Origin of the sequence: Pseudomonas sp. CIP-10, from assembly GCF_020911845.1 — a bacterium.
Classification (GTDB): domain Bacteria; phylum Pseudomonadota; class Gammaproteobacteria; order Pseudomonadales; family Pseudomonadaceae; genus Aquipseudomonas; species Aquipseudomonas alloputida.
The window spans coordinates 138580-165305 of sequence record NZ_CP087161.1 but is presented as its reverse complement, the minus strand read 5'-3'; the positions used below and the strand labels follow the sequence as shown (position 1 = coordinate 165305).

Sequence of the window (26726 nt, the reverse complement as noted above, 5' to 3'; positions counted from 1 at the left end):
CGCAGGCATGTGATTGGTGATGCAGGGGCGAGTGATCAGATGCAGGTAGCCTGGATTGCCCGCTCGAAGCCGGACAATGCCGCGTGAACCTCAGTCATATCTGATGCAAATGTTGACGCGATAACGACGCCAGCCAGAAGAATTTCAGTCTTGGCTTCTGGGAAGTCTGTCATTGCTTTGAGCATGCACTTGGATGCGCATTTGTTAGAGCAGCTTTTATTGAATCGTGGGCAGTGCGGTTTGCCATCGGTTGAGAGGCAACCCAGCGACGAAAGACCGATTTCCGTAGCTCCCTGGTATGTGTCAAAGCTGAAAGACATGCTGTGTCCCTAATTCCTATCTAGTCCGTTGATTGGCGATGCGGGACAAATTATAGGGACGTGTTGTTATGAGGGTCAACAAATCGGCGCCAGAAAAGTTCCCTAAAAAGTGCGGTTTAATGCGTGCAAAATTTGGTCTGCACGATTTTTCGTATGCAAAAATGCAGCTCAGGCCTTGGGTGGGTGAAGTGTAATCTATTTGATGAATAAAAAAACCAGCGCCTTAAATAAGGCGCTGGTTTATGTGATGCAGTTAAAGAAAGACGTCTCCATCAGGAACAATGAGAATGTCTTCTAACGTGTCTACTATGCGGGTTTGATCTTCGAACAGGTCGCCCATGGATCCAATAGTAGGAGCTACATTTTCCGGGATCAGTTGCTTGACCCTTTTGGCTACGAGTGCACATTGCACGGGTTTTGGCCGCTGTTTACTGGTGGGTGGACTGATGCCGTTTCCTTGAGGAAGATTCTTGAGATGTGCATCGTTTCTTCTTTTAGGTGGGTGCGGAATGTCGCTAAGGTCATACGCCTTCGGCGTATCCCGCTTGCCTTTAGTCTGTCCTGTACGTTCGTGGTCGTATGTCCGTTTTGGTTTAAATGAAGCATTGTCACTTTTGGTATGAATAACCGGCCAATATGTGAAGCTTCCTGTTTTCCACCAAGCAATCACTGGTACACATATAACAAACGTCAATGTGAATAGCGCTAGCTTATGCGATGCACCCGTAGCCGCCACCAACGCGGTGTAGATACAAACTACTACAAGCCACGCGGATACATGCCTATTGATACGTTTCATTTGGTCTCCCAGGTTCGCTTTATGAGAGGGGATGCCGCACACGCCTGTGCAAAACAGGCAAAAAAAACCCCCGTTTCCGGGGGGTGTAGCGTTAGAAGATGAACTCCTTCCTCAAGGTTTGTACCGCTGGTTTAGGTGCTGGCTGTCCAGTTTGCACGGTGGGGGATACCGATTGAGGCAAAGTCGCCGCCGGCAAGTTAGGCATCGTCAGGGGTGCATTGAACTGATCACGAACAGTCACATGTTCTACAGAGGGTTTCCTGTAGACATCGATTTGGCTTTCAGTCAGGTCTACGCCGTGTGCTTTGAGCAAGGCGCGCCAGTCGACAGATCCTTTACGTGTGGAAAGGTGAACAGAGACACCTTCACTTTCATGTCGCTTGCGGCCTGGCGGCATCTGAGAGAGCAGCACAGCTCGGGCTGCTTCCTCTCGCGCTGTGGCTTCCTGAAATTGCCGGTTTGACAGCCGCCAGGCGGCCGCTGCGGCTTCCCATTCATCTGTACTCCATTTGCCTGTTTGGAGCCGGTGCCAGAAGTCGAGCTCGCCTTTAAGTATTTGATCGATCCGCTTCTGGTTACGCGGGACTTTGAGCAGCACGCCTTTAGACCCATCGAATGAGTAGTAGTGGGCGAAGCTGGCTTCAGCAACAAAGATCTGGTGCTGAACCTGGTCCACATACTCCGGTGGGACGATTCCTTTGAGAGCAAGCCCATGAGCTGTATCCCCTGGACATTTGATCTCGACCGGTATCCCCAGAAAGGGATTGAACCCGTCTAGCGATGCCCTGATAAATGGGATCGAGTCACTCTCGGCAATGATGGGCGTAACCGTGGTACCGGTGTGCTTTTCATAAGCCGCCCTAGCTATGGGTTCCAGCTGATGACCCCTGGCTCGAATACGATCGACGTAGGGGTTTGGCGGCGGGGGAGGCCCGATGCCCAGGCGGAGTCTGAAAAGCTCATATGAACTGCGGAATTTTGACGTGCCCATGATCTGGGGCGCCTCGCTAGCTCCGATTCCCTCACGACGCCATGCAAACCAAGCAGCGGAGTTTTGCTGAGCAGCTGGACCCGTGATGATGCGCATTGCCATATCGCAATCTCCTCTAAAAGTGACCTGCACCGGAACAGTGGAAGGCCTGATAACGGGAGATGCGTAACGTTCTTGCAGAAACTAGATGCCTTGGACTGGCGTCAGTGAGAGGGGGATTTAAGTAAGGAAGGTCTGAGGAGAAGGGACTGGAGCAATGGTGCTAACCTTGAAGACCGGCTGCTAGGCAGCCGGTAGCGTACAACAGCGGTGTTACTCGCCGATCCTCATCGTGCGGGGAAGGCCCAGCATGGCGTTCTGCATACGGAGATCATTCAGCGAGATCGAGGGGTCTGAAGTCGCTGCAGCTGAACTGGCGCAACCCCGGCCGGTTAAGCAAACCGTGTGAATCACCAGGTTCGTCCCCGCGAGCTTGTCGACGTTCTGGCCGCTGGTGGTCTGTGCTGCATCGGATGCTGCGGTTAGGCCTGAGGCGACGTTGTTCCCAACCATCCCAGAGTCGGTGCAATTGTTCAGCAGTGAGCAGGTCGCGAGGGATACAGCCAGAGAGGCACCCGTGGCAACAGCATTGCCCACTGCTGTGTGAGCTTCCTTGTACTGTGAGGCTGGGCCCGCATAGACCTCGCTGATTGTGTACGTGACCTTGGCATCACCCGCAGTCTGGTTGTAGCCAGCTTTCTTGAGAGCGTCATTCACATACGCTGTCATGTCACCAAGGGCGGCGTCCTCGGTCACGGCCTTGACAGGCACACCCTCTACCAGGCGCCCGTTGATCTGTGCTGCTTGAACGCGCACCGGGCCTTTCTCAACGGTGATTGGCTTCGCTGCACAACCAGGTAAGGCGATGATGACGCAGGTGGCAGCTAATGCCGCGATTGCTTTATGGATCACGTGAGCCTCAGGGGGTTGAATAACATGTAACTATAATACTGATGGGTGGCCATGGAGGCTAGTGGCAAAATGCTCATGCAGATGGGGCCGGGGCTGCCGGCGGCGCAAATAGCCATCTGCGTTAGTTGCGAATCGCTGCACCGCTAGTCGTCTCAACGAGCTGCAGGAGGGGGATCGGCTAAAATTTCTGGTAGTGCGGAGAGGTAGAGTAGGCCATGAACAATAACGTCTTCCACAGCGCCACCATCAGGGGTCAGCTTTTCGAGGCCTCAATGATTTACGAAGGCCCCTGGATTTCATTAATCACCCCACGGTCGGCCGTCCATGATGGTGTGCACCTCGGGGTGTGCAACATCGTTCAGTTCGATCCTACTAGCTATAGGTGCCATGGGTTTGGGTGGTACATCGTCAAATATCGCAGTGAAGCTCGGGTATTTCTCAGGGGGTTCACTATTGACGATGCCCGTGCCTTATCGGATGAGTTCGGGATCAAGTTGCTGGACCACGGGGGCTGGGACAGTCGAACGCTTTTTTATCGCAGCAAGGCTTGGGAGGGATTGAGAGCCTGGGTGAGATCGCATCCGAGAATTGCGAAGCGTTATGCAGCTGGTACTAACCCTTACCTTTCAGATTGGTATCTCAGAGCTACTAGCGAAGAAATGGTGCCATTGCCGCTAGGGTAGAGCCAAGATGGTAGTGGCGTGTGCGATCCTCATCTCGTGGCCCCGGCTCCCAGCCGCTCGCCCCCTCACATGTTTTTACCGAGGTTGCAATGGACAAATCGGAAATGAGCAGGCTTTTGGAGCTTCAAGTGCAAGAGAAGCTGAGGGATGGCTATTCAATAACCACCTATGCGATGGACGCAGCTGGTCGGGATCGTGTGAGGTGTGGGATTAAGACCAAAGGTCATTCCCTTCCCAACGAGAATCATGCGGCGGAGGACTGGCAGGAGTACATCGGTAAACTGGAGACGGGGGCGTACAAATCGGTAGTGAGGACAAAAGTGATCGAGACGGGCGACTCTCCAAACATCGATCAGTCTGCCGGCGGCAGTGGTACGGTGGGTCTGTGGAAGGCCCGACGTCACTGAGACAGTGGAGGCTAATACGCCTCTAGACGTAAGGGCTAACAAAGGCGCCCGCGGCGAAAAAAAACTGGGCCTTTGATATACAAAGAGCCCAGTCCTGGTAACCACAGCTGCCGCGGCGCTGTAGGTGGAGAATCCACCGTTACCAAGACTGAGCTCACCTCTTTATCGCCATTAGGATAGTCGACAGCAGTACGACGTCCTGCTTGGCTAGCTTGCGAATCCCCACCAGTTGCACCTGGCTGCTATGTGAAGGACATACGTCCGGGGAAGTCATTTGCGCTGCTCACGTAGTGGTGAGCGACCTGAGGGATAACCGCTTCGACCTAATCGTCCAGCTGTGTTGTCAGTTCCTGGGAGAAGCCCGGACTCGACTATTGTCTGATCTCAAAACTGGCGGTGCATCACCGAGTCGAGAACACAGAGGCAAACACAGGGGATGCATTAGGGAGCGGAGATATCAGGCGGTATGTGGGTAGTGCGCTAACCCGTTACCGTGTTGCTGACTACAAAGGAGGCTTCGCGACCTCGGACCTGACTGGCTTCTCCAGTGGGAGTATCCGTTAACTTTGCCTCAGGTAATGTTCAACATGGGCTGATAAACACCATTTCTATAATCGAGTAGGAGGCGGTTTCACAACCGCCGTCCTCTCACACCACCGTACGTACGGTTCCGTATACGGCGGTTCAGGTTATGCGATTAAGCCGGTTTATCGTATCCAGTATTGAGACCAGCCCGAGTCGATCCCACAGCTTCTTCGGTAGCGCCTGATTCATATGTGACGCTCCCGAGTTCCACCATGGGCCTCGGCCATTGACCGCCGATTTCCACGCCCGCGCCTCGTCGATTCCCAAACGCATCAGGTTGCGCGCCCTCGTAGAGGGCCGCTTCCATTGACGCCATATGACGCAACGAAGTTTGTGACGCACCCAGCCATCAAGCTCCTCAAGTGGCCGCTTGCTCTGACTCAGCTTGAAGTAGCCAGCCCAACCACGCAGCACGGGAGTCATTTGCTCAACGATAAATCTCATTGAGCGGGCCCGTATCCGACGCAAGAGTTCCCTGAGTCGGTCGCGCAGGCGGTGCAGGCTTATGCTCGCTACCCTCAGCTTCGGCTGTTTATGCCAGCTCATCCCATAACCCAAGTAATCACAGGCCCAAGGCCGTGCCACACGGCTCTTTTCCCGATTCAGTGTCAGTTTCAGGCGCTGGATCAGGAAACGCTCAACACTGGCCATGACCCGTTCGCCTGCACGATGACTACGCACATAAATGTTCGCATCGTCGGCATAGCGCACGAAGCGATGGCCCCGCCGTTCCAGTTCGCGATCGAGTTCGTTGAGCAGGATGTTCGACAGCAACGGCGAGAGCGGGCCGCCTTGCGGCGTCCCTTCCTGCCGTCGGCTGACGAGTCCACCTGACATCGTTCCCGCTTCAAGATAACGACGGATCAGCGTAAGAACGCGTTTGTCCTCGATCTGACGCGCAACATGGGCCATCAGGACATCGTGATTCACCCGATCAAAGAACTTCTCCAGATCGAGTTCCACGCACCAACGGTGACCCGCCACCACATGGCCGCGGGCGGTTTCGATGGCTTGGTGAGCGCTTCTGCCCGGACGAAAGCCGTAGCTGTAGTCCGAAAACAAGGGGTCGAAGATCGGCGTGAGCTGTTGCAGCAAAGCCTGCTGGATCAGGCGATCCACGACGCAGGGAATACCCAGCTGCCGTGTTCCGCCTTTGGATTTGGGGATGTCGACGGCGCGTACACCTTGCGGGTGATATTCGCCAGCCAGCAACCGAGTCTTGAGGATCGGCCAATACTGTTTCACGTAGCCTGCCAATTGGTCGACCGTCATGCCATCGGCACCCGGTGCACCCTTGTTGCTGACTACGCGTTGATACGCACGCTTGAGGTTGGCGGGTGCAAGCACCCGCTCCATCAGCGTGTCCGGCTCCGCGTTCGTCCACGCCACAGACGCCGCCGATGTCTGCGCACTGACAGCCGCAAGCCCAGGATTCTGTCCCGGACTTGGGGTTACAGTTCTCTTGCGGAGAAATTTCTGCTTTTCCGACATTCGACGAGACTCTGACGCCTACTGGCGGCATAACCTGTTCGGCCCTTGGTGGCATGGTTATTTGCCACTTACTACGGCCTCGGCTGACTTCTGTAGGTTCATCCCGTCGCCTCTCGACGCTCGGTAGCACAGTGGCAAACCTACAGATCTCCCAGGGTAATTCGCGTGACCTTCCTGCTTATGCCTGTCGGATTTACGTCACAGCGTTCCGTGCAAGTATCGGGCTTTGACGGTTTGGGCCATCTTACCCCGCTGCGCCGCCTCTATCCGCTTCCTGTTCGTCAGGCCAGCATTTTGCCTCGGGCTTCCTTCAGATTCGCAGTCACCCGCGACACCCTTGTCTTCGGCTAACACTTCCCCTTGCCGGGTGTGTAGAGGACTTTCACCTCCAAGTCACCAGCGTGGCCACCACAGCCAAGCTGGTTGCGCTTGCGCGCAACGCGCCATGCCTGGCGCACCCAAAAAAAACCGGCCCTGAGGCCGGTCATGTAATTTGGTGCGGGTGGTCACGTGCCCCGTTTAGTCACGGTGGTGGACGCCATGAGGTCGAAGATGAACTGGGATTTCACAGTGAAAACCGGAACCGCGATGAAGGCTGCAAGCACAACGGCTAGCACGAGCGGATGCCCGATGCTGAGCAGAAGCAAGACGGACATGATCTTCAAGGTGGTGCGCAAGATGCACTGCCAGATGGATAGGTTGCCGTTGAGCGAGATCGTCCTGACACGGAACAACAGCTTGCCGGCCGTCGTGCCACGCCAAGTCCTGGTCAGTGTCGCTTCGTAGATCAACCACACCAAAGGCAACAGAACAAGGAAGTAAGGTGCCAGGCTGAGTGCTGCCCCCTCAGTCCAGCTCAGGCCGGGGGTAGCAACGTCGAATGGGCCCGACGTATCGACATGGGCATTATGAGCCATGACTAAAGCCAGTAGTGCTAGCGATCCACCCAGTACCAGCGATACCAAAACAAAATCTGTCGTGGTTGCCGCTATGCGCTGAGCGACGTTCAGCAGTTTGGAGCCAATTTTCATCGTTCACCTGATTGCTTGTGGAGGACTAGAACATGTTGCCCATCGCATCGAGTGCTGCCATTTGCGAGTTTGTGGGTTCGGCCGTGGTCGGATCTTGAGAGTCATGCGATGGGCTGGCCTCATCAAGGGCACCTGCGCTTGAGAGCAGCTGCGGCTGTTGGTCGATCAACGAGTCCCGAGCATCCATACCGTAGTCAGGTGGGGTGGCGACAGGGACAGACAGTGCATGAGCCTCGACAGCACCTGTGTGCAAGGGAGCACCACTCTGGGTGCCCACCGGCTCAGGTTGCAGGGGAGGGCGAACCTCCTCGACAACCAGGGCCGGCTCCATCGGTTCAGCGGGAGCTAGGGGCCCTGAGGGCGGCGCGACTGCCGGAGCTTTTACAGCCCCTGGTTTTGCGGTGATCTCTCGCTGCCGTGGTACCCGTTTCTTTCGGCTCGGTGGAGCTGCACTTTCACGCTTGGATTGGCGGCCCGTCGCAATCATTCCCCCCGGGCCAGCAAGAGCGTTATTCAGAGCTTCGTCTAGGGTGCCGGCCTCACTGTGGCTCAAAAACCACTGATAAAAGACTCCCCTGATAAGAGGCGTGTCTTTACCGTATGGCAGTTCGGACATGAACTCCAGCAAACCTGGGCAAACGTCTTCTGGGATATTCAGATTTATTTTGCGCTCAGTTTCATTAGGGTCATATACACGAATTAACTTAGCCATTTACAGCAGACACCCTTTTTGCATTCGCGTTTACGATGCTCCGGATGATTTGTCCAAGGGCATAGCGAGCAAAACCGTCAGCAACAGCCCAGCGAGGATTTTTTACAAGAATGCTGTGTTGCCATACATCTTTGGCGCGAGCATAGATCGCCTCGGCGCTTCCACCCGCAACTAAAATCCCATTGAGGGAACGAGCATCATCGGAAAACAACGAGTTACCTTTAGAGATAACCTCCTGAACCACATGCTGTTGAGCTTCGGTCACTTGCTCTTGAATGTTTACCTCCTGACCGTACTGGAAAAGACATTTGGTGCTGAACGATTCCTCACACTCCACCAGGCTTGCTTGAATCTCGCGCTTGCCTAGGATGCGGCGCAACTGCTCTGCAGCAGCACTCATTCCTGCGCAGGAGTCAGCGCCCCGTTCAATATATTGACCTTCCCTCATCAAAAGAAAGTCAGTCGAGTAATGCCCACCCTCGATGACGCCATAGGATTTAGGCCTTCCGTTAGCACCATTGATCAGATTTTCAATGGGCATGCCCGACTGATCAAGGATGTAGTCGCAGTAAGCGCCCATTGGCTGAGGAAGTGCTTTCAACTCGACAGTTTTAGGGAGTGCTTTCCGAGTGCGCTCGACCAGACTGTCCTTACGAGAGCCGAACAACTTAGACGGGGTACCGATAATTACAAATGCCTCCTCAATACCTTGAACTCCCTTAGCACGTAACCTGGTGAAAGCCGACTGAATAAGCGCCAGATATTCAGCGGTATCCGTCCAGTTGTCGTTCAACCCGATAGAGGAGGTGAGGTTGCCCTGGAGGCGAGCGGTATCGCCAGTGAAGTATGCCTTGCCATCGACAATTTCGGTCTCGGCCTGGGCGCGAGCCGCAGTCGTCGGGTCGGTGAGTTCGACAGCTGGAACCGCCAGAGTGGGGTACATGATATCCGTTCGTTTGCCGTCGTGGTAAGCGACGACTTTAATGGCACTACGACCCGCATCCAAATCGATTGCTACGCGACCTTTCATGAAAAAAACCTATATAAACCAGTGACTTAGAAGGGTTAACGATGCGCACTGTGCAGTGTGCAGTGCCTACAGTGCAGTGCGATGTAGCTACTGTGCTGTATGCATTGATGTGAGTCTAAGATACATAACACGTATTGACAATACTGGATGGTGACAAAGAAAATTCGCCGGAACGCGCCCCCTCGGCGCGGCTATACACAACCCCCCGGCGAACGCTTAAACAATGGCTATACACAACCCCCCCTCCATCGACGATTTCGAAGAGCTTCGGCGCAAAGGCAAGGAGTCGGTCGACACCGCTGTCGACTACCTGATTCGCATCGATCAGCTCCTGGTCCGCATGGGTGAATTGCTCTACGTCATGCAGCCGTTCCAGACGGGGCGCATAGGGATCGACTTCAACCAGCACCGGGGCCAATCGCGACCATTCGTGCGGGTCTATCGAAAGCTCAAGGCCGGCAAGGGGAAATGGATGTCCACGAACGTGAGCCACAAAGGCCTCACGAAGAGAGTGAAGCGAGCCCGAGAATTCGAGCCCAATCACAAGCTTGTTCTGAGCCTGTGCGAAAGGGTTTCCAAACTCTTTGACCTCAGAGCCGAAATGCACGAGCGGGTACGAAATATGAGCCATGGCGTAAAGCTGACGCTCAAGGCCAGAGAAGATGATCTGGCATCTCTTGAGTCTCTGGTGGGCAGCATGCTGGACCAGGTGGAAACGAAGTTCGAAGGAGAGATCGACGTGGATGAGTAATCGCTAATCAGTTTCGCGAAGGCCTTGTCGATCAACGTCGGCAGGGCTTTTTTTTCGTGGCTGAGGGCGACCAGAAACTATTCGGTGACAGGCCAAGTATGAACCGGGCTATGGGCAAAGCGGACTAGAAGCGAACCGGTGTTACGCGATGTGTGACTCTGCGGCTTTGGCGAAGCTAACTAGAAGCTGACCGGTGTTATGCGCAGTGGGATCCTGCGGCTTCGGTAAAGCGGACAAGAAGCCTACCGGTGATTTGGCGAAGTGTTATCCGGGCTCTTGCTGAGCGTAGTGTGATCCGGCCGCTGAGAATTGCTTTTGCATTCGGTGGTGAGCTGACTTTTATCTGGGCCTGGCGGTGTTTGAACCGAACTGCCTCGCGCCCGCTCCCTTAATCTAATTTAATTCTCTTCATTCATTTTCTCTTATTCCGGTTGCACCATCGGCCTCATTCTGGCGCCGGCACTTGTGTCGGATTCTCTTTTTCCGCTGCTCGTTGTGCCACCCCTCGTTTTGCAAGTTTGGTTTGGGTGCCTGTCGTGGGGCTGGCCGTTGTGGATCTGCCAGTTCTTTCTGTGCCGCTTGTGCCTCTGCACCCGCCGGCTCCCTTCTGCTGATGACGTATTGGGTTCATTCTTCTTCTGTGGATTCTCTTTTCTCTCTTCTCTTCTTCATCTCCATTATTTCACTGCGACTTCTACGTCGTCTGCTGTGCGTGAGAGCATGAGTGGTGGGATCCTATTGTTCTCGCACCAGTTCTAGATGTTGAATTGTGCCATCGCTAGTTTGGGGTTTCGTTGTTGCGCTGCCGCATTGGCATTTCATTGTGCTGGCGCTTGTTCTGCTGCCGCAGGTTTGGCGCTTTTTCTCCTGCCGACAGCATAACCATTTGTGCCTTTCGCTACGCACCTCGGCCGGCGCTCAACCGTCAGTCCCTGCGGGTTGCGTCAAGCGAAACAGGCCACCGGCAGTCGGTGGCGACCCCAAGAAGGATCTGACGGGGGAGGAGAGCGACGGGCTGAGAAGGATGCGACGGGGGGAGGAGAGAGGCTGGCTGTGCAGGGGCTCGATGCTGGTCCTGCAGCTGGCCTCCGATGATCGGTCGCGGTCGGTGGTGGGCGGTGTGAGACCTGTTGCTGCGGTTTGCGATCCTGGCGTGGCCGGCAGAGTGCGATGCCCGGCGGCCGGTGGTGGGTGAAGCTGGATCTGTGCTGGCGGTGCTCGATCCGGCTCGCAGCGTGTGATGCTTGGCTGGCGGTGGGTGGTATGTGACCTGCCTGGCGAGGCCGACCCTGCTGCTCTCCTGGTGCCGCTTGTGACCGGGCAGGCGGGTATTGACGATTGGCTGGCAGTAGTCAGCACCTGGTGCCGAGTGGTGGTGCTTGGTCGGATTCGTCTCAGCTCAGGGTGCTTGGAGCCGCTTTTCTCTGTTCGGTGTCTCGTGGGTGGGAAGCACTTCATTGCCTCCATGATTCTCAGCTCATTGCATGCGTGCATGCCCCTAGGCGATTGCGGCCCGGGGTATCTCTGCCAGCGAGCGCCTCCCTTTTGGTTGCTGGGCGGCGTATCGGCGCCGACGGGGCCGGCTTTTATGGCTGCGCTTAAGCATAAATGGTTGTGCTGCGGCTTTCCGCTTTTGTCTCTCCTAGGGCATAAATGGTTGTGCTGGCGGCCAACGCTTTTCTCGCTACAGAGTCATAAATGGTTGTGCCTGTATTCGTAACACGTAACTATAATTTGCCTTGCATCCATACAAATCTATAGGTATTGTGGAGCCATAAATGGTTGTGCCAAGGAGCCACCGAGATGAACAAGTCCTTTGTGATGAAGCAGGTTGGGAAGGGGGCCGGGTCGATCGCTCTGGCTGCTGCAGCTTGTCTGTTTGCTGCATACGTTCGACAGGCCTTTGGTGGCTGGGCCTTCGCCGGCTCGTTACTCCTGGTGATCGCAGCCAGCATTCCGATGGTCCTGTTCTTCAACCTGTTTGCTGACCCAAACGTGAAGTTCAGCAAGAAGGAACGGCTGATGGATCAGGAAGACCCTCACTGCATCTTCAATGACAGCCTCAACATGTTCCGCAAAGACGACGATTGATTCACCACTCGCACCTCAAGGAGGCCGGCAATGGCCGCGAAAGCTTTCACCCCAAACAAAGACCAGGCTGTTGCCCTGGGCAGTACCGCCAAGCGCTTGCTGATCCGCGCCAAGGCGGGTGCTGGTAAGACCTCGCTGCTCATCAAGCACGCCCTGCAGTTCCCAACCCAGCGCCTGCTGTATGTGACCTTTGGAAAGGCCAACAAGGAGGACGCAGCTGCTCGCTTCCCTGACAACGTGACCACCAAGACCAGTCATGGGCTTGCTTGGGAAGTCGGTGGCCAGTTCAAGAAGGTTGGCAAGCAGGATGATCTCCACCCATCCCACCTGGCCAAGCAGTACGGCATCCCAATGGCGTTCGCTCGCCACCTCTACGTCACTCTGCACAACTACATGGTCTCTGCAGACCGGGAGATCCTGGCAGCGCATGTGCCGGCACAGATCGTTGGCGATGACCGTGAGAAAACAGCGGAGTGGGCGAAGGTTGTTTGGGAAGACCTGCAGCGCTTGCGCCAATGGTCTCGCGGGTGCGGCGATAGCCAAGCCGAGCGTGCTGAGTTCCTGGAAACCACTCATCTGCGAATGCCGCACGACGGCTACCTGAAACTGTGGAGCCTGGGTGACCCTGACCTGAGCCACCGTTACGACCAGATCCTTCTGGACGAGTACCAGGACACCAATCCTGTCTTTGCTGCGGTGATCCTGCGGCAGAACTGCCCGCTGCGCTTGGCCGGTGACGACTTCCAGGCAATCTTCGGTTTCCGTGGTGCCTACAACACCTTCGAACCGTCGCAGTTCGACCAGGTCGTATCGCTGAGCGAGAGCCACCGTTATGGCGCCGGCATCGCCGAGCTGGCCACCATGCTCTTGCGTGAGTTCGCCGGCGAGCAGGATCCAGTGCGCAGTTCACGCCATGAGCTGACTACCCGTTTTGCCGTCGACCGCACCAAGCCTTACGCGATCATCGGGCGCACCAATGCGAAGCTGTTCGCCAGTGCTGTCCAGCTGCTGGAAGGCCAGCGTCTTCACTTCGTGGGTGGCGTCAACGAGTACCCGTTCGACAAGCTCGTTGAAGTGCACCACCTGCGCGCCAACACGGGTGTCCGTCTGCGCGATCCTTTGCTCAGTGCGTTCCGCTCTCTCCAAGATCTGGAGGCTTATGCCAACGACACCGATGACAAAGAGATCCACGCCCTCATCAGTGTTGCCAAGCAGTATGGCGATCAAATCCCGAGCCTGGTACAGCGCATCAAGGATGCTTGCGTCAGCGACATCAACGACGCGACCGTCATTCTTTGTACTGCCCACCGCTCGAAAGGTTTGGAGTTTCCGCAGGTGGTTCTGCTGAGCGACTTCCTCAACCTGATCACCGATGCCGGCCTGCCGCTGGTGCTGGATACCCCAGAGCTGCGCCAAGAGCTCCACCTGCTGTACGTGGCGCTGACCCGTGCGATGGAATCCATTGAGGTGAATGAGCAGATCCAGGCAGTTTTGCGTTACTGCGAGACCGCTGGGGTGGTGGGTGAAGCGGTGGAACCTGTCGCGAAGCACACCGAACAAGTGGGGGGCCTATCGCTGGTTGTTAGCCCTGAACAAGAGGCCGAGACCTTTGCTGCGATCACCGGCGTGGGGGCGCTTTCCAAAGTGGCTGAGCTGGTCGGCGCCGATGCTGCCCTGCTGTTCGAGGGCGATCAGGTTGAGTCGCGCATCGAGCTGGCCATCCTGCGTCATGCGGCCCTGACTGCGGCGGCGATCGCGGGCGTAGTGGGTGTCTCCGTATCCCAGGCGGCCGATACCGTTGCGTCGATGGTGCGCCAGGGTCGCCTGCATGGTGGCCTGTTCATCGGTTGCCCAGATATCACCGGGCGCCTGGTCAGTGACCTGCACCTGGAAGTGGCCTGATGCACTACCTACTGATCGTTGCAGGGGGCGAACATGGCTGACGATTTCATCCGGATCTTCTACCGCCGGGAAGCGGGCGGAAAATCCAAGAAATCATCCGTTTCCATTGACCCGCTGATGTTCGAGATTTTCGTCAAGATCAAGGGGAGCATCGGTGAGGCCCGGGACACCCTGAGGGAATGGGCGAAGGCTGCGGATACCGAGCGTACCGATGCGAACTACCGCATGGGGAACTCTCGAATTGTGCAGCAGCGGATGTCCCAGGAAATCCTGGACATGGTCAATGAAGGCATGGCCGCTCGGGCGGTGAAAGAGACGGAAGCCGCGGGCGAGGGGAAAGGCCGGGGTTCTCGACGGGGCAAGCGGGTGGTGGGTGTCCAACCCTCGCATCAGCTGCCGGCGGTCACCGGGCATCTCTCGGAGGATCACGTCTAGCGGCGTTGCTGGCGCTCATGATCGTGCCAGGCGGGGCAGGCTTCGAATGGTTCGTTTGTGTGATTGGTCAAGTCGGCGCGCATGATTGCAGGACGGTGACTTGCTTTGGCTACGGGAGGTTTGGAGAGAGGTGTTGCACGACACGAGCGTGTCGCTAAGGGAGGATGACTCACCCTAACGGTTCCACGCCCAACGAGCAATACCCAGGGCAGGTTTGTTGATCGGCGGAGGCGCGTGCTCCTCCCGAGTTGGAAGCGAAATCACATTTACTTGACCAACATCACAGGCGGACTACACGCCATTTTTTAGCCAGTGTGCGTATTGGTACGCGTAAAGAATCTATTTAGGAGTAGGTATGTCAATTCTCAACAGCATGGATGGAGTGCTTGTTCCCGCGCTGGTGATCTGCGCCTTTGCGTATTTCGCCATTGCGATGCTGAAGCGCCGCAAAGGCTACTCGACCAAGCATTACCAGTGCATCCCCCTGCTCACCGAGCGCGAGCAGGACTTCTTCTGGCGGCTCAAGGAGGCGGTACGCGACGACCTGGTCATCGCGCCCCAGGTGGTCTTCGGCGCCTTCATCAAGGTGAAAGCCACCGCCATGACCGACAAGAACCACGCACGGCATATGGTCGCCCACAACCGCTGCGACTTCCTGCTCTGCGACAAGCAGCTCAAGCCGGTAGCGCTGGTCGAGGTCGACGACTCCACGCACAACAGCGGCAAGGCCAAGGCAAAGGACCGGCGTCGCGACGAGCTGATGAAGGCCGTCGGGGTCACCGTGCATCGGTACCGCGGGATGCCGTCGGCCAGAGACATTCGCAAGGACCTGAAGCTGTAGAGCTCAGGACCTCTCATCCACAATTAGAACTCAGAAGGTGATCACCATGAGTGACTTCGATTCATCCAGCGAATACTTCGCTCGCGCAGAAGCTTCGGCCGGCGAAGGAAAGCTGACTTTCCGGGGGCTGTTCCTCGCGTTGCTAGGGCTGTATGTCATTGCTGCGGCAATCAGCATCGGCGTCTTGACTTTCAAAGTACCGGTCAGTGCTGAGGATCTACAGCATGCATCCTGGCTGGTGCACGCCCCCTACTTGCTCCCCTTTATCTCCGGCGCATTGTTGATCATAGGCTTCGCACTCGTGCTTCAGTTGATTAGCCCGATGACCCTGAGCTTCGGTGTGCTCATGATCAGCTTTATCGGCGCCGTTTCCACTGAACCGAGTGTCTCACTGCGCAGTGCTGTTCTGGCTGGGGAAGCGAAAATCGGCTGTTACGATTACAGCTTGCTCGCCTGTACCGAGATGCTGGGGTTACCCAGTCGCGCAGCCAACCTAGATCAGCCGGCCCAGCCGAGTGTCCACCAATTCATCCCTGTCCAAGCGATGGCCTTCGTTCGAGCTCCGTTCGATGTGTTCAAAGCGGATGAACTCAACCAGATGCTCGATACACAGCGCCTGGAAGTGAAAGGTGAGATGCGCAAGGGCCTGAAAACTCAGCCCGACACCCTCCCCACATCCGAAGCGACGAGCTCAACAGGTGAGCATCATGAGTGACCACGATTCTTCCAATGACTACTTCGATCACACGCCGGGGACGGCAGGCGAGGGATCACTGATCTTCGCGAGCGTCTTCATGGCTGCGGTGGTGGGGTACGTCGTGTTTGCGGCAATCAGCACCGCCGTCCTGAACTTCAAGGCTCCCGTGAGCGCCGAGGACCTGCACCTCGCTTCCTGGTTGGTGGTTCCGCCATCGCTGTCGTTCATCTGCGCATTTTTCAGCTTCATGTGCATCATGGGTGGCGCCCTGCAAACCTTCAGAGGCAGCTCTTTGGGACTGTTCCTCATCATGATTGGTGTGCTTGCTATGCCCACCATCTTCCCCAGCGTCTCGTTCCGCAGCGCCGTGCTGGCAAGCGAGGCGAAGGTCGGCTGTTACGACTACACGAGCCTTGCCTGCACCAAGATGCTTGGCCTCCCCAGCAGCGCGACATCCGATCAGTCGAGCAAAGTTGAACGCAAGACATCGGCGCCGATCGAGGTGATGGCTTTCCTGCGAGCACCTTTCGATGTGTACAAAGCGGACCAGCTCAACCGAATGCTCGATGCCCAGCGCCAGGAGCTGAAAGAAGAGATCCGCAAGGGCTTGCACAGCCAGGAAAACACGCCCCCTACATCCCTAGTCACTAACCCAGCAGGTGAGCATTATGAGTAACCAGGAATCCTCCAGTGAATACGTCGACCCTGCGCCAGGGACGGCCGCCAAGGGGCCTCTGATCATCGCAAGCCTGCTACTGGCCGTGCCGGTGCTGTTCGTCGTGTTTGCCGTGATCAGCGCAGCCGTTCTGAACTTCAAGGCTCCTGTGAGCCCCGAGGACCTGAAACATGCCTCGTGGTTGGTAACTCCTCCAACCCTCTCGTTCTTTTTGTCCGGTGTCAGCGTCTTCGCGTTCGTCATCGGCGCCTTTCGCGCATTTATGGGCAGTGCCTTCGGCCTGGTACTGATCATGGCTGGGATTGTGAGTGGTACCACTATCTTCCCGAGCGTCTCTTTCCGCAGCGCTGTTCTGGCAGGTGAGGCGAAGGTGGGCTGCTACGACTACACGAGCAGCGCCTGCACCAAGATGCTGGGCCTTCCCGACGCCGCGGCCTCTGAGCAGTCGAGCAAAGTCGAAGGCAAGACATTGGCGGCGATCGAGGTGCTGGCGTTTGTCCGGGCTCCGTTCGATGTGTTCAAAGCGGATCAGCTCAACCAAATGCTCGATGCGCAGCGCACCGAACTGAAGAAGCAGTTGGACGCTTACGCCGAGTAGTCGGTGAAGTCTCGGGGTGGCCGGTGCCGACCACCTCCGAATCTAAGGCTCCACCGAACAAGGGGTGGAGCTCTAATAGTTAACTGGATGCGCTGAGCACCAGCCATAAGGAATCGAGATATGAAATCGCTGTTCGGGATCGTTTTTGGTTGGTTTGCAGGGGTTGCGCTCGCGGGGGCAATGATTGGTATCGTCGGCCTGTTCGATGCCGGGGTTGAACACTTAGGGTTCACTGAAAATACAGCCAGGTACTACATCCTTAGCCTGATGTTGTGCATCACCATGCTGGTGATGTCCAAACCTGCCCGACGTATGTGGAAGCTCATGGGGCTGTTCGGTTTGGCCCTGTTTCTGATCATGGGAACTGGACTGACTCAGGGAATCGAACCGGTACCTGCAGGCGACCAGGTTGAGCAGATCCGAGCTCAGCTGGATGCCTTGGGCATCCTCGGGGCCAAGGCTGTCATGTACCTTGCGCCAGGAGGTCTGGTGTTGTTCTACACCTTGATGGCTTACATCGGGATGCGTGAAGAGCAGGCGAGGAAGCGGGTTTACCTGACCGACTAACGGATCGACTGGGGGCGGGCTGTTTGAGGCAGCCAAAAACACAGAACAGAAGGGGGTAGGTGATGCAAAAGCATGAGTTGGACGCAGTGGACGGTGTTGACCGAAGCTCGGTTTATCGGGTCCTGGGCGCAATGTGTTTGGCCGTCGGGATTTTCTGCATCGGTCCCATGGTGATCGATCAGCAGCTGGTGAACATCGCTCTGAACATGTCACCAGAGAAGACCGCTGTGATGATTCTATCGGCGGCCGGTGTGGTCCTGTCCCAAAGGGGGATCGCCGGTTTCATCGTGCTCATGCTGGGGGTCTTGGTCGCTGGGGCAGCGTTTGAGCTGTACTACGCTCTGGATGCGGCTGCGACGATGGGGGCGATCGGCTTTCCTTTCCTCATGCTTGGGATAGGTGTGCTCATCTTCAACCCAGCTCGCTGACCTCCGCACTACTCGCAAGGCCCGCCATCATGGCGGGCTTTGTTGTTTGAGGCTGCGGGGGAGGGTTACGGGTTTCTACGTGCAGCGAACCGGCGAACCCACTCTTCGCATCTATCTAGGCGGTCTAGGAGGTCCTTCTTTGGCTTGCAGTCTTGATACCCATCTGAAACCATCTGCCTGACCACTCCTAGCCCTGCCAGGACGTCAGCTGCTCCTCTGATGGGGGTAGGGGCCGGTGAGTAGTAGTCCTGGCGCATCTGCTTGTCGGGAAGCTCTGCATCTTCGTACTCTTCCTCGAACCATTTGTTAAGGGTTATGCGGACATCAATAAGCGGTGACGTAGGGCTAAAAATCATTGAGAACGGGAAATTCTCCAAAATAGGGCCGACTTGTAAGTGCTTATCCAAGTCCATGCGGCGAGCCGGCCGCCATCGCGAGCGAAATCCCGGCTCACCGGGGCCACAAGGCACAGCGCCGTCTCGCTCAACCCCTTGAGGGGGTGGCATTATCCTCGCACGCCTCCTTTTTCCACTGAGCGCTCTAGCCGGGCTGATGAATTGGCTGTTGTATGCGTGAGAGTCGTATGTCCACTCCTCAGCTTGTAACCGGGCTTCGAGGGCATGGAGCTTCTTGGCCGAACGCGTGATTAGAGCGGCTGATACCGAGTGGAGGCGTGGGGTTTCGCCGGCCGAATAGACCCCTCGCCATCGAATCCCAACTGTATGAAACCCGTGCTCTTTAGCCCAGTCGATCTCTTCTCGGAACAAATGCCGATATGGCTCATCCAGAATGACAATGCACTTCGACTCATCGTCGTACCAGGTAGACTTGTGATCCGCCTTTTTTGAGAGATTCAGGCTTGTGCCATAGGTCTCGTTTACAAATGGGGCTCGGAAACCTGTCACAGCCATGAAATTCAGAGCGAGTGCGGCCCGTTGCGCCTTCCTCAGGCCGTCGTGCTCGCTATAAGCATCACCCCTGAGCTCCAGATGATCAGGGGCCTCCAGCCGAAAACCGGATAGGTAGGCTGTCCTTTCAAGAGATCTTCCTGGGAGAATTTCTGTCAGGGGGAGCGGCAGCAGGAATGACAGGGTGGTCCGCCCCGATCGAAGTTCAGGACCACGTTTGAAGGGATCTGGGCTCTGGCCGTGATCTTTCCAGTAGAAGGATACAAAAGTCTGGTGGAGTTTCTTTGCGGTCCCTAAAACTGACTGGGCATGCCGGAGGTTCTGAAAGCCAGCACTCTGCGCCGCTTCATCAAGGGCAGCATGATGAGGAATGCTCTTCTCTTGCTTGATTAATTTAGCTACGCGCTTGATACGCGCAACGGTGGTAGGTCGAGTGTGTTCGGTTGCCACGATATCTCTCCGGCCCTACTTGTTGCTGCGTCACCCGTCCACCGCTATGCATCAGGGCCAAAGTTATGGTCCGAATCTTGAGTAGCTGGCAGTGCTGCTCGTGCAGCTTCGCGATGACGGGTAGCTGGCGTCTGCTGGGCGCCATGGGAGATTGTAAGCTGCGTTCTGTGTGTGTGACTAGACCAAACACACAGACGGACCACGCACTACAGGCCGGCAATCACCTATAAAAGAAATCACCTCACGCGACGTATAGGTACGTGTGGTGAATTAGATTTGCCATTATGATGTAGGTCTGAAGGCGGCCCTCGGTATCCCAGGGCCTCATGTAGCGATCCTCAGCGGATCCAGGGGAGGGGGCATGGCCAAACAAGATGAGATGACGAATCGATCCATCGCGATCCTGATCAATCTGTCTGCGGGCTTGGATGAAGCCGGCATCGAGTGCGGCGATGAGCGCGTACCGCTCACCGCACACCTGCGCCTGGCCGCCGCCGCCGGCGCCGCCTCGTTATCCCAGCGAGCCAAGCGGTCGACGCCGTTCTCGAACCAGACGAATAGTCCGCATGTGAAGTTGGTCAAGACCGCTGCTAACTGGCTTGACCAGCTGAAGGTGGTCAAAGGGTTCCACGGAGACGTCTCGGCTGCCGAGTTTCTCGGTGTCAGCCAGACCCAGTTCTCCCGCTGGCGTACCGGCAAGGACCTCCTGGACAACTACCACGCCTGGCAGATCGCAGCAGCGTTGAATGTGAACCCGATGGTGGTGATCGGCAGCGTTGGTTTCCACCACTCTCGCGACACTGATCGCACCAGGTGGTTGGCCATGCTTTCAACGGTCCTTGATTCGGAGCTTCCTGCGGTACCTGCGCTGACGCCGTCGGCGCCAGCCCGGGCAACTGAGCAGGTGCAGCAACAGCAACAGCAACAGGCACCTGCGCCTAGCAGTACTGGCGCTGAGTCGACCGCCCAAGGCAGCAAATGGACAGACGAGGAAGATCAGCGGCTCGTTGCGAGCTACCGTGACGGCTCGGCGATCGACGTTCTGGCTACGGCTCACAGGCGCACTCCCAAGGCCATTTTGCTGCGACTGAGCAACACGCACCGCTTGATACCGGCTGAGCAGCTCGCAAGCTTGTGTGAGCTCTACGGGGTGAACCTGAACAGTCCTGGGAACGGGCGCAAGACCGAACAGAGAAAGGGCTCCCCGCGGCAGAGAAGGGGGAAGGCCAAGGAACATGCTCCAACGGTGTTCCTTTGAGTGATCTGGTGCCTGAGATCAGCTGCTGGCGCTAGGAGTACAAATGTACTCCTAGCGTGCAGGTGGCACTTTGGCGACTCGACCAAATGTGCCACGCGGATCACCAGAAACTAACGATGGCACATTTCGAATGGCGCCAGCCCAGTGTTTACAGGTTGGAAATGGCGGTTCCGCAACAAACACTAGCGATGGCACATATCGGCGCCATCGGGACAACTAGCACAACAGAGGTGGCCATGAACAAACCCCAACTCCCAGAAGCACCACCCCGGCGAACGCTGCTGCAGCGGCTCTTCGGCGCTGGAATTGGGCAGAACTTGATTAAAGTCTGGGTGACAGAGACAGGTAGTTACGCCTTTGGCCAGGTGGTTACCGAGACGAAGGTGAAACTCGGTCGATACACGGTGCTGCAATGGAAGACATACAGAACGCCTGATCTTGATCGAGAAGAATAGGGGCCAGCGCTATAGCCGGCCTTTGCTCGGCACTGGGGATCCCCCTCTTGTTCAGTGTGCCTTGCTGGTCTGGGCTTCGTTATCTGCGGGTGTTCCCCATATCGAGTTGACCAGTGAACGCGATGGCGCTGTCGGCCTCGCACCTACTCAATCCTGCTACTGACAGAAGTCAGCAACGGAGATCATTGATGCGCACACCCAACGAACAGGATTCACCCAAACTGATGGCCAGGTCGATCGAGCTGATCACCGACCGAGACGAGAAGTTCTCTGAAGTCGTTACCAGCATGGGCAGCTACGGCAACAAGTCCTTCCAGGAGGCCTTCAAAGCACAGTACCCCGAGGACTGGGCGACGATCGAGCGAAGCTACTCGTTGTCCGGGCTCCACTACGGCGAGGAGGGACGGTTTGTCGATGGGGAATGGACCTTGATTGCGATCGAGCCTTCACCATCTGCGCTGCTGGACGCGCAGTACTGCGACTACCTGCGGAACCCACCCTTTTAGCGATCGGTTGGCATGCACCGCACTCTGGCCTTGGATGCTGCCCGGCCGCATGAACGCTACACCCACTCCGGCCATGCTTGGCCGGAGTTTTTCGTTGCTGAACCTACCAATCAATTGGAGTGACCTGACGATGCCAAGAGGCTTTACATCAATTCATTTTCACGGTGGGCCTAAAAATGGCGAAGTGCAGGAGGACGTTCCCTGTTCAAGCTTGGGGGACTCTGTGAGCGTTCCGAGCGGGAGCGGATACACGGATGAGCCAGGCGGGGTTGTAGGTGTCTTCGTAGATGCATTCGAGCTGCCCGACAACTGGATGATTTCCAGCTCATTCAAATACGTCAAGCGGAAGCCAGTTACAGGTTGCTCTGGGGCGCATTACGACTTTCAGGAGAGGACGCTTGTGGAACGTTGTCGCGCTACTACCAAGTCGAATACGTGGTGCAGAAACGTAGCCATGCAGGGGAAGAAAACCTGTAGAGCTCACGCCAAAAGCCAAAATCTAAAAGACAAATACTGAAAGGGCGCGGCCAGAGAGTTGTTCTATAGTTTAATAATCTCTTGATAAAGATTGTCCTATAGTTTAATTTCGGTGTCCAGTAAGTAAGCACACCAGGTGAGCTCCACCAATCCACTTGGCGGGCACCACACAACTCTTCTAGGACGGCTGCATGCTGATCAAAAAAATCCTCACTCACTTCCACTTCTGCTGCGGCTTGGGCGGTGGTGCCAAAGGCTTCAACGAGGCGAAGCCCATCGTCGGCAACATGCAGGCTGAATGGGAGTGCCTAGGCGGCGTCGACGTTGATCCGGCCGGCCTTGCTGACTTCAAGCGTTTGACCGGTGTGGAGGGTACGCAGTTGGATCTCTTCACCCGCGAGCAGTACATCAGGTTCCACGGCAAGGAACCGCCAGCCGGATGGAGGGAAGCAACCACAGAAGACATCCGCCGTGCAGCACAGAACCGCCGGCCCGATACCGTCTTCATCAGCTCCCCGTGCAAGGGCGCCAGCGGACTGCTGTCGGAGAAGATGAGCGCGACCCCCAAGTACCAAGCCTTGAACGAGCTCACCCTGCGTTGCATCTGGCTGATGGCGGAGACCTGGCGCGACGACCCTGTGCCGATGCTGGTGTTCGAGAACGTCCCGCGTCTGGCCAACCGCGGCCGGCACCTGCTGGACCAGATCGGCGCCCTGCTAAGCCACTATGGGTACGCAGTCGCCGAAACCACCCATGACTGCGGGGTGATCGGCGGCTTGGCTCAAAGCCGCAAGCGTTTCTTGCTGGTGGCTCGCCATGTAGAGAAGGTCCCGCCGTTCTTGTACGAGCCCGAGAAGAAGAGCCTGCGCTCTGTAGGCGACATCCTCAGCCGCATGCCTCTTGCCGGCGACATCGAGCGAGCGGGACCAATGCACCGAGTGCCAGCTCTGCAATGGAAAACCTGGGTCCGCCTGGCTTTGGTTGAGGCCGGGAAAGACTGGCGCAGCCTCAACAACCTGGCGATCCAAGATGGGTATCTGCGTGACCTGGTCATCGTCCCAGGATATCGAGCGGGATATATGGGGGTGCATGGCTGGAACGAAAGTATGGGCACGGTGGCTGGACGATCGAACCCAACAAACGGGGCGTTCTCGGTGGCTGATCCGCGTGCCCGGGCAGGCGCCCTGCAATATCAGCAGTACGGTGTTCGCCGGTGGCAAGATACCAGCGGCGCCATCATTGGCGTCAAGAGCCCAGGGCAAGGCACATTCAGTGTCGCTGATCCCCGAGCGGCCAAGATGCGCACGAGTGGCGAACCCTACCTGCCTGGCGGGCACTACGGCGTGGTGCCTTTGCATGGCGTCGCGGGAGGTCAGCATGACGACAGCCGGTGGGACGTTGCCGGCACCCAGCTCCCAAGCGCTGACGAGAAGCTCACCTGCATCATCGAATCGCTCGACGGGACCTGGCACCGGCCCTTCACGACCTTGGAGCTGGCGGCGATCCAGAGCCTTGTCGAGCCAGAGGAGCAGCTGGAATTGGACGGGTTGAGCGATCAGGCCTGGCGCGAACGAATCGGCAACGCAGTTCCCCCGAAGGCAGCGAAAGCCATCGGTCATGTGATGGGCACTACGTTGCTGCTGGCAGCTCAAGGGGAGACTTTCATGCTGAGCAGCATGCCCATCTGGGTGCGGCCAGTCGCGGTTGGCCTGAGCGTATCTCAGCTGGCGGCACAGTGATCATGATCGGCCCACGGCTCCGGCGTGACCGCGGCTTAGGCGCGAGCTCCGCCGGCGCACACCGGCTGAAGACCCTTTGGAGACCGTCGATACAGTGCTGCCACTGATCGGCAAAACCGATGCCGGGTGCGCCTGGCATCATCACCACGACGTGAAAATCACGTCAACACGATGAGATGTAGAAAATGGATGATAGAAACAACGGCCTTCTGATCGAAGGCTTCGTGCAGGGTTCCTATGACCGTATGTTCGGTGCCGGCAAGGTGGAGGCTCGCCACCACCCGCTCACCAGCTGGTCTCAGGCAACCGTCTCCGGTAGTCAAAGCAACTTCCAGGACACGCAGCGCGATGTAAAGCGTACCGTCGAAGCATTGCAGAGCACCCTCTACAAGGAAGGTGGCAATGATGAGCTGCTGACCGAGCTGTCTGCAGTCGAAGAGCGTTTGACCAGCGCTACGACCGTCGATGAGCTGGGCACCGTGATCATCGAGTCGCGTCCAGTGCTTGACCAGGTGTTTGGCCGGTAAGGCAGCCGCCTGAAGCCCTGGACTGCGTTCAGGGCTTCTCACAGATCGGTGCACGCATCCGCCACCTCATGCGATCGAGCTGACGGGTGTGTAGACCTCCGGCATCCGCAACACCGCTATGCACAGTCTTCGAGCTGTGCCGAGCCCATAGAAACACAATCATCAATGCCCTGCTGGCGCCGTTGCGCCAGAGGTCGAACGCCTGCAGGAGGCAAAGCATGAGCATCACCAAGATCACCGAATGCCGCGAGTGCGGTAGCACGTCCCTGAGCTGGCAGACGCACAACAAGAACATCAGCGATGCTCAGCACGGGCGTTTGCGTACGAGCGACATTCGTTGCCAGCTGATTTTGGGTTGTGATCACTGCTCGGAAACTCTGGCCATTATGAGCGCCGATCAAGTAGCGGCATGGCTCACAGAACAAGGGCAGGCACAGTCCGTTCAGTACCAAGGCAGCGATGCCGTACCAACGGCCGCCAGTGCTGGCGAGGTTGAAGAGTCGCTTCTGTGGCTTGACGACTTTGTTGCGCGCTGCAATGGGGATGACCGCGGCTCCTGCGCAGCAGTCGAGACTCTGCGTGCCGCCCTGTCCGCCCAGGTGCAGGCCAAGAAGGTCAGCGCCGTTGTCTTGCGTGAGGCGATGGAGAACCTCGCGATCAGCGCTTCTGTGGCCGACCACCCACCCGTATTCCTGCCAGCGTCCGTGCGCCAGCATCCGCTTGTGATGCTGGGCGGTGTGTGCGTGCGGGTTACATACTCCGGACTGAAGTGGTACCACGAGCAGCTGGTCAATGACCGCTGGGAAGCGCTGGCCGTGGATGAGTTCGAGGCGCTGTTGGTCGAAGCGCTGGCGAAGGCATGAGCATGCCCGCTGATCACTGAGCTCTCGCGGTACCGAATGCCCAGTATGAGCTGGGCTGCCGCAGCTGTTTGACTTGCGAATCATCCACTGGCCTGTGCTGATGGTGGTGGGTCTCCAGACCGAACCGGCGTCAGCGGCGCAGCAAAAATAGGCACAAGTGCCTAAATCAGCCTACTAGGCACAAGTGCCTACTGAGGATTCTCTATCTCAGACCCACTCATCGATGGAGAGCCGACACATGGCTGTCACCCCTCGCAAACCTCGCAACAAGCCGACTCAACTGCAGACCGGCATTCTCCTTGCCGCTGCGGATCTCTCTCGCTACATCTACGACAGGGGCGATGCCGCTGCGCTGCTAAAGCGTCAGGGGCTAGCCGATGCCAACTGCTCGGCCATGGACGAAATGGACAAAGAGGAGCTGCGGATTCTGCGCGATGACTATGGGCTTGCCAGTCTGCGCGGGCTGGATTGAGGACCGCCTCGTTCCAACCATTCTCAACTCACCCAGGAAAAGAGCCGCCCGTCATGCGACGCTAGATTGTTCCACTGCAAGAACCGCACGGAGCCAAACGCCAAAGTGCGGCCTGTTGCAGGCTGAACCAGGCCATCGGGCAGGCTATTGAAGAGGCTCGAAAGTCAATGGATGACCAGGACTACAGTCCACCAGGATGGGTTTATCGTGAACACGCGGCCGCTGGTGGTGTGGCGATCACCGAAACCAGCGGGAGGCGTTACCCTCCGGTAGATTGGGCTGCAGTAGGGCCTGCCCGATGGTTCGACTGCAAGCTTGGAAAACTCTCGGACGTAGAGCTGGCGCGACTGATCGGCATACACCCCGATCGAATTCGCCGCCGGCGGGAGCAATTGGGGATACCTCCATGGTCGGTTGCTCAACAGATAGAGCCTTTCAAGCACCTCCTCGGCGTGCTCACCGATGGGGCGATCGCTTCCTTGTGCGGCGTGTCGCCAAAAAGCGTCACGGTTTACCGTGAGTCACTGGGTATCCTCCCGGTGTTGAGGCCGGCTCCTCGAAAGCAGGTGCTTCCCACCGGTCATCCACTGAGGATCTACAAACCTCTGTTTGGCTATGTCAGTGATCAAGAAATCGCGAAGGTGGCAGGTGTGGATCTTCATCTGGTGCAAGAGGTGCGCGAAGCATTGGGCTTCGAACCCGTGAGCCCATTGATAGAAGAGGCTACTTCAATCCCAACCGCGGATTACCACGGGCCATGGCTCGGGTACGAGTCCTTGCTGGGTAAGGTATCTCCGGCCCAGATCAGCAGGGAGGTCGGGGTACCCTATGACGTAGTAGAGCAGAGACGTGTGTTCCTGGGCATAGCACCCTACAAGCGCTTGTCCAAGGCGGTTCGTTTTGATCACTTGCTGGGCAAGGTCCCCAACAGCCTGGTAGCCAAACTCGCCGGCGTGTCGACCGCACGTATCGCAGAGCGGCGCAAGCAACTCGGCACGTGACCATGGCCGAGGCTTCGGCCCAGTCAGGCTGACCGCCGAAATGCTCTTCACCCACAGATAATTCCACACCCGGGTCTGCTTGCG

General features: G+C 57.1%; 26 protein-coding genes. 19 read left to right on the top strand and 7 right to left on the bottom strand.

What is annotated here, in order from left to right:
• Positions 1-573 precede the first annotated feature (573 nt).
• The 3 genes from LMH93_RS27875 to LMH93_RS27865 all read right to left on the bottom strand — a co-directional run bounded on the left by LMH93_RS27875 (position 574) and on the right by LMH93_RS27865 (position 3061).
• Positions 574-1119: a hypothetical protein gene (locus LMH93_RS27875; protein WP_082412236.1), complete on the bottom strand. Its 546-nt coding sequence runs from the start codon at positions 1117-1119 to the stop codon at positions 574-576.
• Positions 1120-1210: 91 nt separating this feature from the next.
• Complete coding sequence (locus LMH93_RS27870) at positions 1211-2212, bottom strand: lambda-exonuclease family protein (RefSeq protein WP_054893894.1); 1002 nt, start codon at positions 2210-2212, stop codon at positions 1211-1213.
• A 210-nt stretch (positions 2213-2422) separates the two neighbouring features.
• Positions 2423-3061: a hypothetical protein gene (locus tag LMH93_RS27865; protein ID WP_023383562.1), complete on the bottom strand. Its 639-nt coding sequence runs from the start codon at positions 3059-3061 to the stop codon at positions 2423-2425.
• Between the two features lie 772 nt (positions 3062-3833).
• Here LMH93_RS27865 and LMH93_RS27860 point away from each other — a divergent pair.
• Positions 3834-4151: a hypothetical protein gene (locus LMH93_RS27860; RefSeq protein ID WP_054893893.1), complete on the top strand. Its 318-nt coding sequence runs from the start codon at positions 3834-3836 to the stop codon at positions 4149-4151.
• Between the two features lie 684 nt (positions 4152-4835).
• Here the strand turns inward: LMH93_RS27860 and ltrA are convergent.
• The 3 genes from ltrA to LMH93_RS27845 form a co-directional block, all read right to left on the bottom strand.
• Complete coding sequence (ltrA, locus tag LMH93_RS27855) at positions 4836-6092, bottom strand: group II intron reverse transcriptase/maturase (protein WP_404943680.1); 1257 nt, start codon at positions 6090-6092, stop codon at positions 4836-4838.
• Between the two features lie 641 nt (positions 6093-6733).
• Complete coding sequence (locus tag LMH93_RS27850) at positions 6734-7258, bottom strand: RDD family protein (protein ID WP_023383565.1); 525 nt, start codon at positions 7256-7258, stop codon at positions 6734-6736.
• A gap of 704 nt (positions 7259-7962) precedes the next feature.
• Positions 7963-9000 carry a ParM/StbA family protein gene (locus tag LMH93_RS27845; protein ID WP_230065441.1) on the bottom strand — a complete coding sequence of 346 codons (1038 nt, stop codon included), beginning with the start codon at positions 8998-9000 and terminating at the stop codon, positions 7963-7965.
• A gap of 223 nt (positions 9001-9223) precedes the next feature.
• Here LMH93_RS27845 and LMH93_RS27840 point away from each other — a divergent pair, with 223 nt between their 5' ends.
• The 10 genes from LMH93_RS27840 (at position 9224) to LMH93_RS27795 (ending at position 17986) form a co-directional block, all read left to right on the top strand.
• Positions 9224-9751: a hypothetical protein gene (locus tag LMH93_RS27840; RefSeq protein ID WP_023383568.1), complete on the top strand. Its 528-nt coding sequence runs from the start codon at positions 9224-9226 to the stop codon at positions 9749-9751.
• Positions 9752-11554: 1803 nt separating this feature from the next.
• The gene (locus tag LMH93_RS27835) at positions 11555-11842 is read left to right on the top strand and encodes a hypothetical protein (protein ID WP_023383569.1); all 288 of its coding nucleotides are present in this window, start codon (positions 11555-11557) and stop codon (positions 11840-11842) included.
• 30 nt (positions 11843-11872) lie between these two features.
• A complete protein-coding gene (locus LMH93_RS27830) occupies positions 11873-13744 on the top strand; it encodes a UvrD-helicase domain-containing protein (RefSeq protein WP_023383570.1) in 1872 nt (623 codons plus the stop codon).
• 33 nt (positions 13745-13777) lie between these two features.
• Positions 13778-14179, top strand: coding sequence for a hypothetical protein (locus tag LMH93_RS27825; protein WP_023383571.1), 402 nt, complete (start codon positions 13778-13780; stop codon positions 14177-14179).
• Between the two features lie 355 nt (positions 14180-14534).
• Positions 14535-15020 (top strand): DUF2726 domain-containing protein, encoded by a 486-nt coding sequence (locus LMH93_RS27820; protein WP_023383572.1) that lies wholly within the window; start codon positions 14535-14537, stop codon positions 15018-15020.
• 46 nt (positions 15021-15066) lie between these two features.
• Entirely contained in the window at positions 15067-15735 is a 669-nt protein-coding gene (locus LMH93_RS27815; RefSeq protein ID WP_023383573.1) for a hypothetical protein, read from the top strand.
• Entirely contained in the window at positions 15728-16393 is a 666-nt protein-coding gene (locus LMH93_RS27810) for a hypothetical protein (protein ID WP_023383574.1), read from the top strand. Before LMH93_RS27815 ends, LMH93_RS27810 begins: the two co-directional genes overlap by 8 nt.
• The gene (locus LMH93_RS27805) at positions 16386-16991 is read left to right on the top strand and encodes a hypothetical protein (RefSeq protein ID WP_054893892.1); all 606 of its coding nucleotides are present in this window, start codon (positions 16386-16388) and stop codon (positions 16989-16991) included. The genes LMH93_RS27810 and LMH93_RS27805 overlap by 8 nt, the downstream gene beginning before the upstream one ends.
• 120 nt (positions 16992-17111) lie before the next feature.
• The gene (locus LMH93_RS27800) at positions 17112-17558 is read left to right on the top strand and encodes a hypothetical protein (RefSeq protein ID WP_023383576.1); all 447 of its coding nucleotides are present in this window, start codon (positions 17112-17114) and stop codon (positions 17556-17558) included.
• A gap of 62 nt (positions 17559-17620) precedes the next feature.
• Positions 17621-17986 carry a hypothetical protein gene (locus tag LMH93_RS27795; protein WP_023383577.1) on the top strand — a complete coding sequence of 122 codons (366 nt, stop codon included), beginning with the start codon at positions 17621-17623 and terminating at the stop codon, positions 17984-17986.
• Positions 17987-18051: 65 nt separating this feature from the next.
• Here the strand turns inward: LMH93_RS27795 and LMH93_RS27790 are convergent, their stop codons facing one another.
• Positions 18052-19344: a DUF5623 domain-containing protein gene (locus LMH93_RS27790; protein WP_023383578.1), complete on the bottom strand. Its 1293-nt coding sequence runs from the start codon at positions 19342-19344 to the stop codon at positions 18052-18054.
• Between the two features lie 361 nt (positions 19345-19705).
• On the opposite strand from LMH93_RS27790, the gene LMH93_RS27785 reads away from it, so the two are divergent.
• The 8 genes from LMH93_RS27785 to LMH93_RS27750 all read left to right on the top strand — a co-directional run bounded on the left by LMH93_RS27785 (position 19706) and on the right by LMH93_RS27750 (position 26642).
• The gene (locus LMH93_RS27785; protein WP_023383579.1) at positions 19706-20602 is read left to right on the top strand and encodes a hypothetical protein; all 897 of its coding nucleotides are present in this window, start codon (positions 19706-19708) and stop codon (positions 20600-20602) included.
• Between the two features lie 116 nt (positions 20603-20718).
• Complete coding sequence (locus LMH93_RS27780; RefSeq protein ID WP_175442754.1) at positions 20719-21057, top strand: hypothetical protein; 339 nt, start codon at positions 20719-20721, stop codon at positions 21055-21057.
• 188 nt (positions 21058-21245) lie between these two features.
• Positions 21246-21563, top strand: coding sequence for a hypothetical protein (locus LMH93_RS27775; RefSeq protein WP_023383581.1), 318 nt, complete (start codon positions 21246-21248; stop codon positions 21561-21563).
• 668 nt (positions 21564-22231) lie between these two features.
• Positions 22232-23779: a DNA cytosine methyltransferase gene (locus LMH93_RS27770; RefSeq protein ID WP_023383582.1), complete on the top strand. Its 1548-nt coding sequence runs from the start codon at positions 22232-22234 to the stop codon at positions 23777-23779.
• A 185-nt stretch (positions 23780-23964) separates the two neighbouring features.
• Entirely contained in the window at positions 23965-24306 is a 342-nt protein-coding gene (locus tag LMH93_RS27765; protein ID WP_023383583.1) for a hypothetical protein, read from the top strand.
• A 218-nt stretch (positions 24307-24524) separates the two neighbouring features.
• Positions 24525-25169: a hypothetical protein gene (locus LMH93_RS27760; protein ID WP_023383585.1), complete on the top strand. Its 645-nt coding sequence runs from the start codon at positions 24525-24527 to the stop codon at positions 25167-25169.
• A gap of 238 nt (positions 25170-25407) precedes the next feature.
• On the top strand, positions 25408-25641 hold the full coding sequence (locus tag LMH93_RS27755; RefSeq protein ID WP_023383586.1) for a hypothetical protein: 234 nt from the start codon (positions 25408-25410) through the stop codon (positions 25639-25641).
• Between the two features lie 167 nt (positions 25642-25808).
• Positions 25809-26642 carry a hypothetical protein gene (locus LMH93_RS27750; protein WP_224459409.1) on the top strand — a complete coding sequence of 278 codons (834 nt, stop codon included), beginning with the start codon at positions 25809-25811 and terminating at the stop codon, positions 26640-26642.
• The last annotated feature ends 84 nt before the right edge of the window (positions 26643-26726 follow it).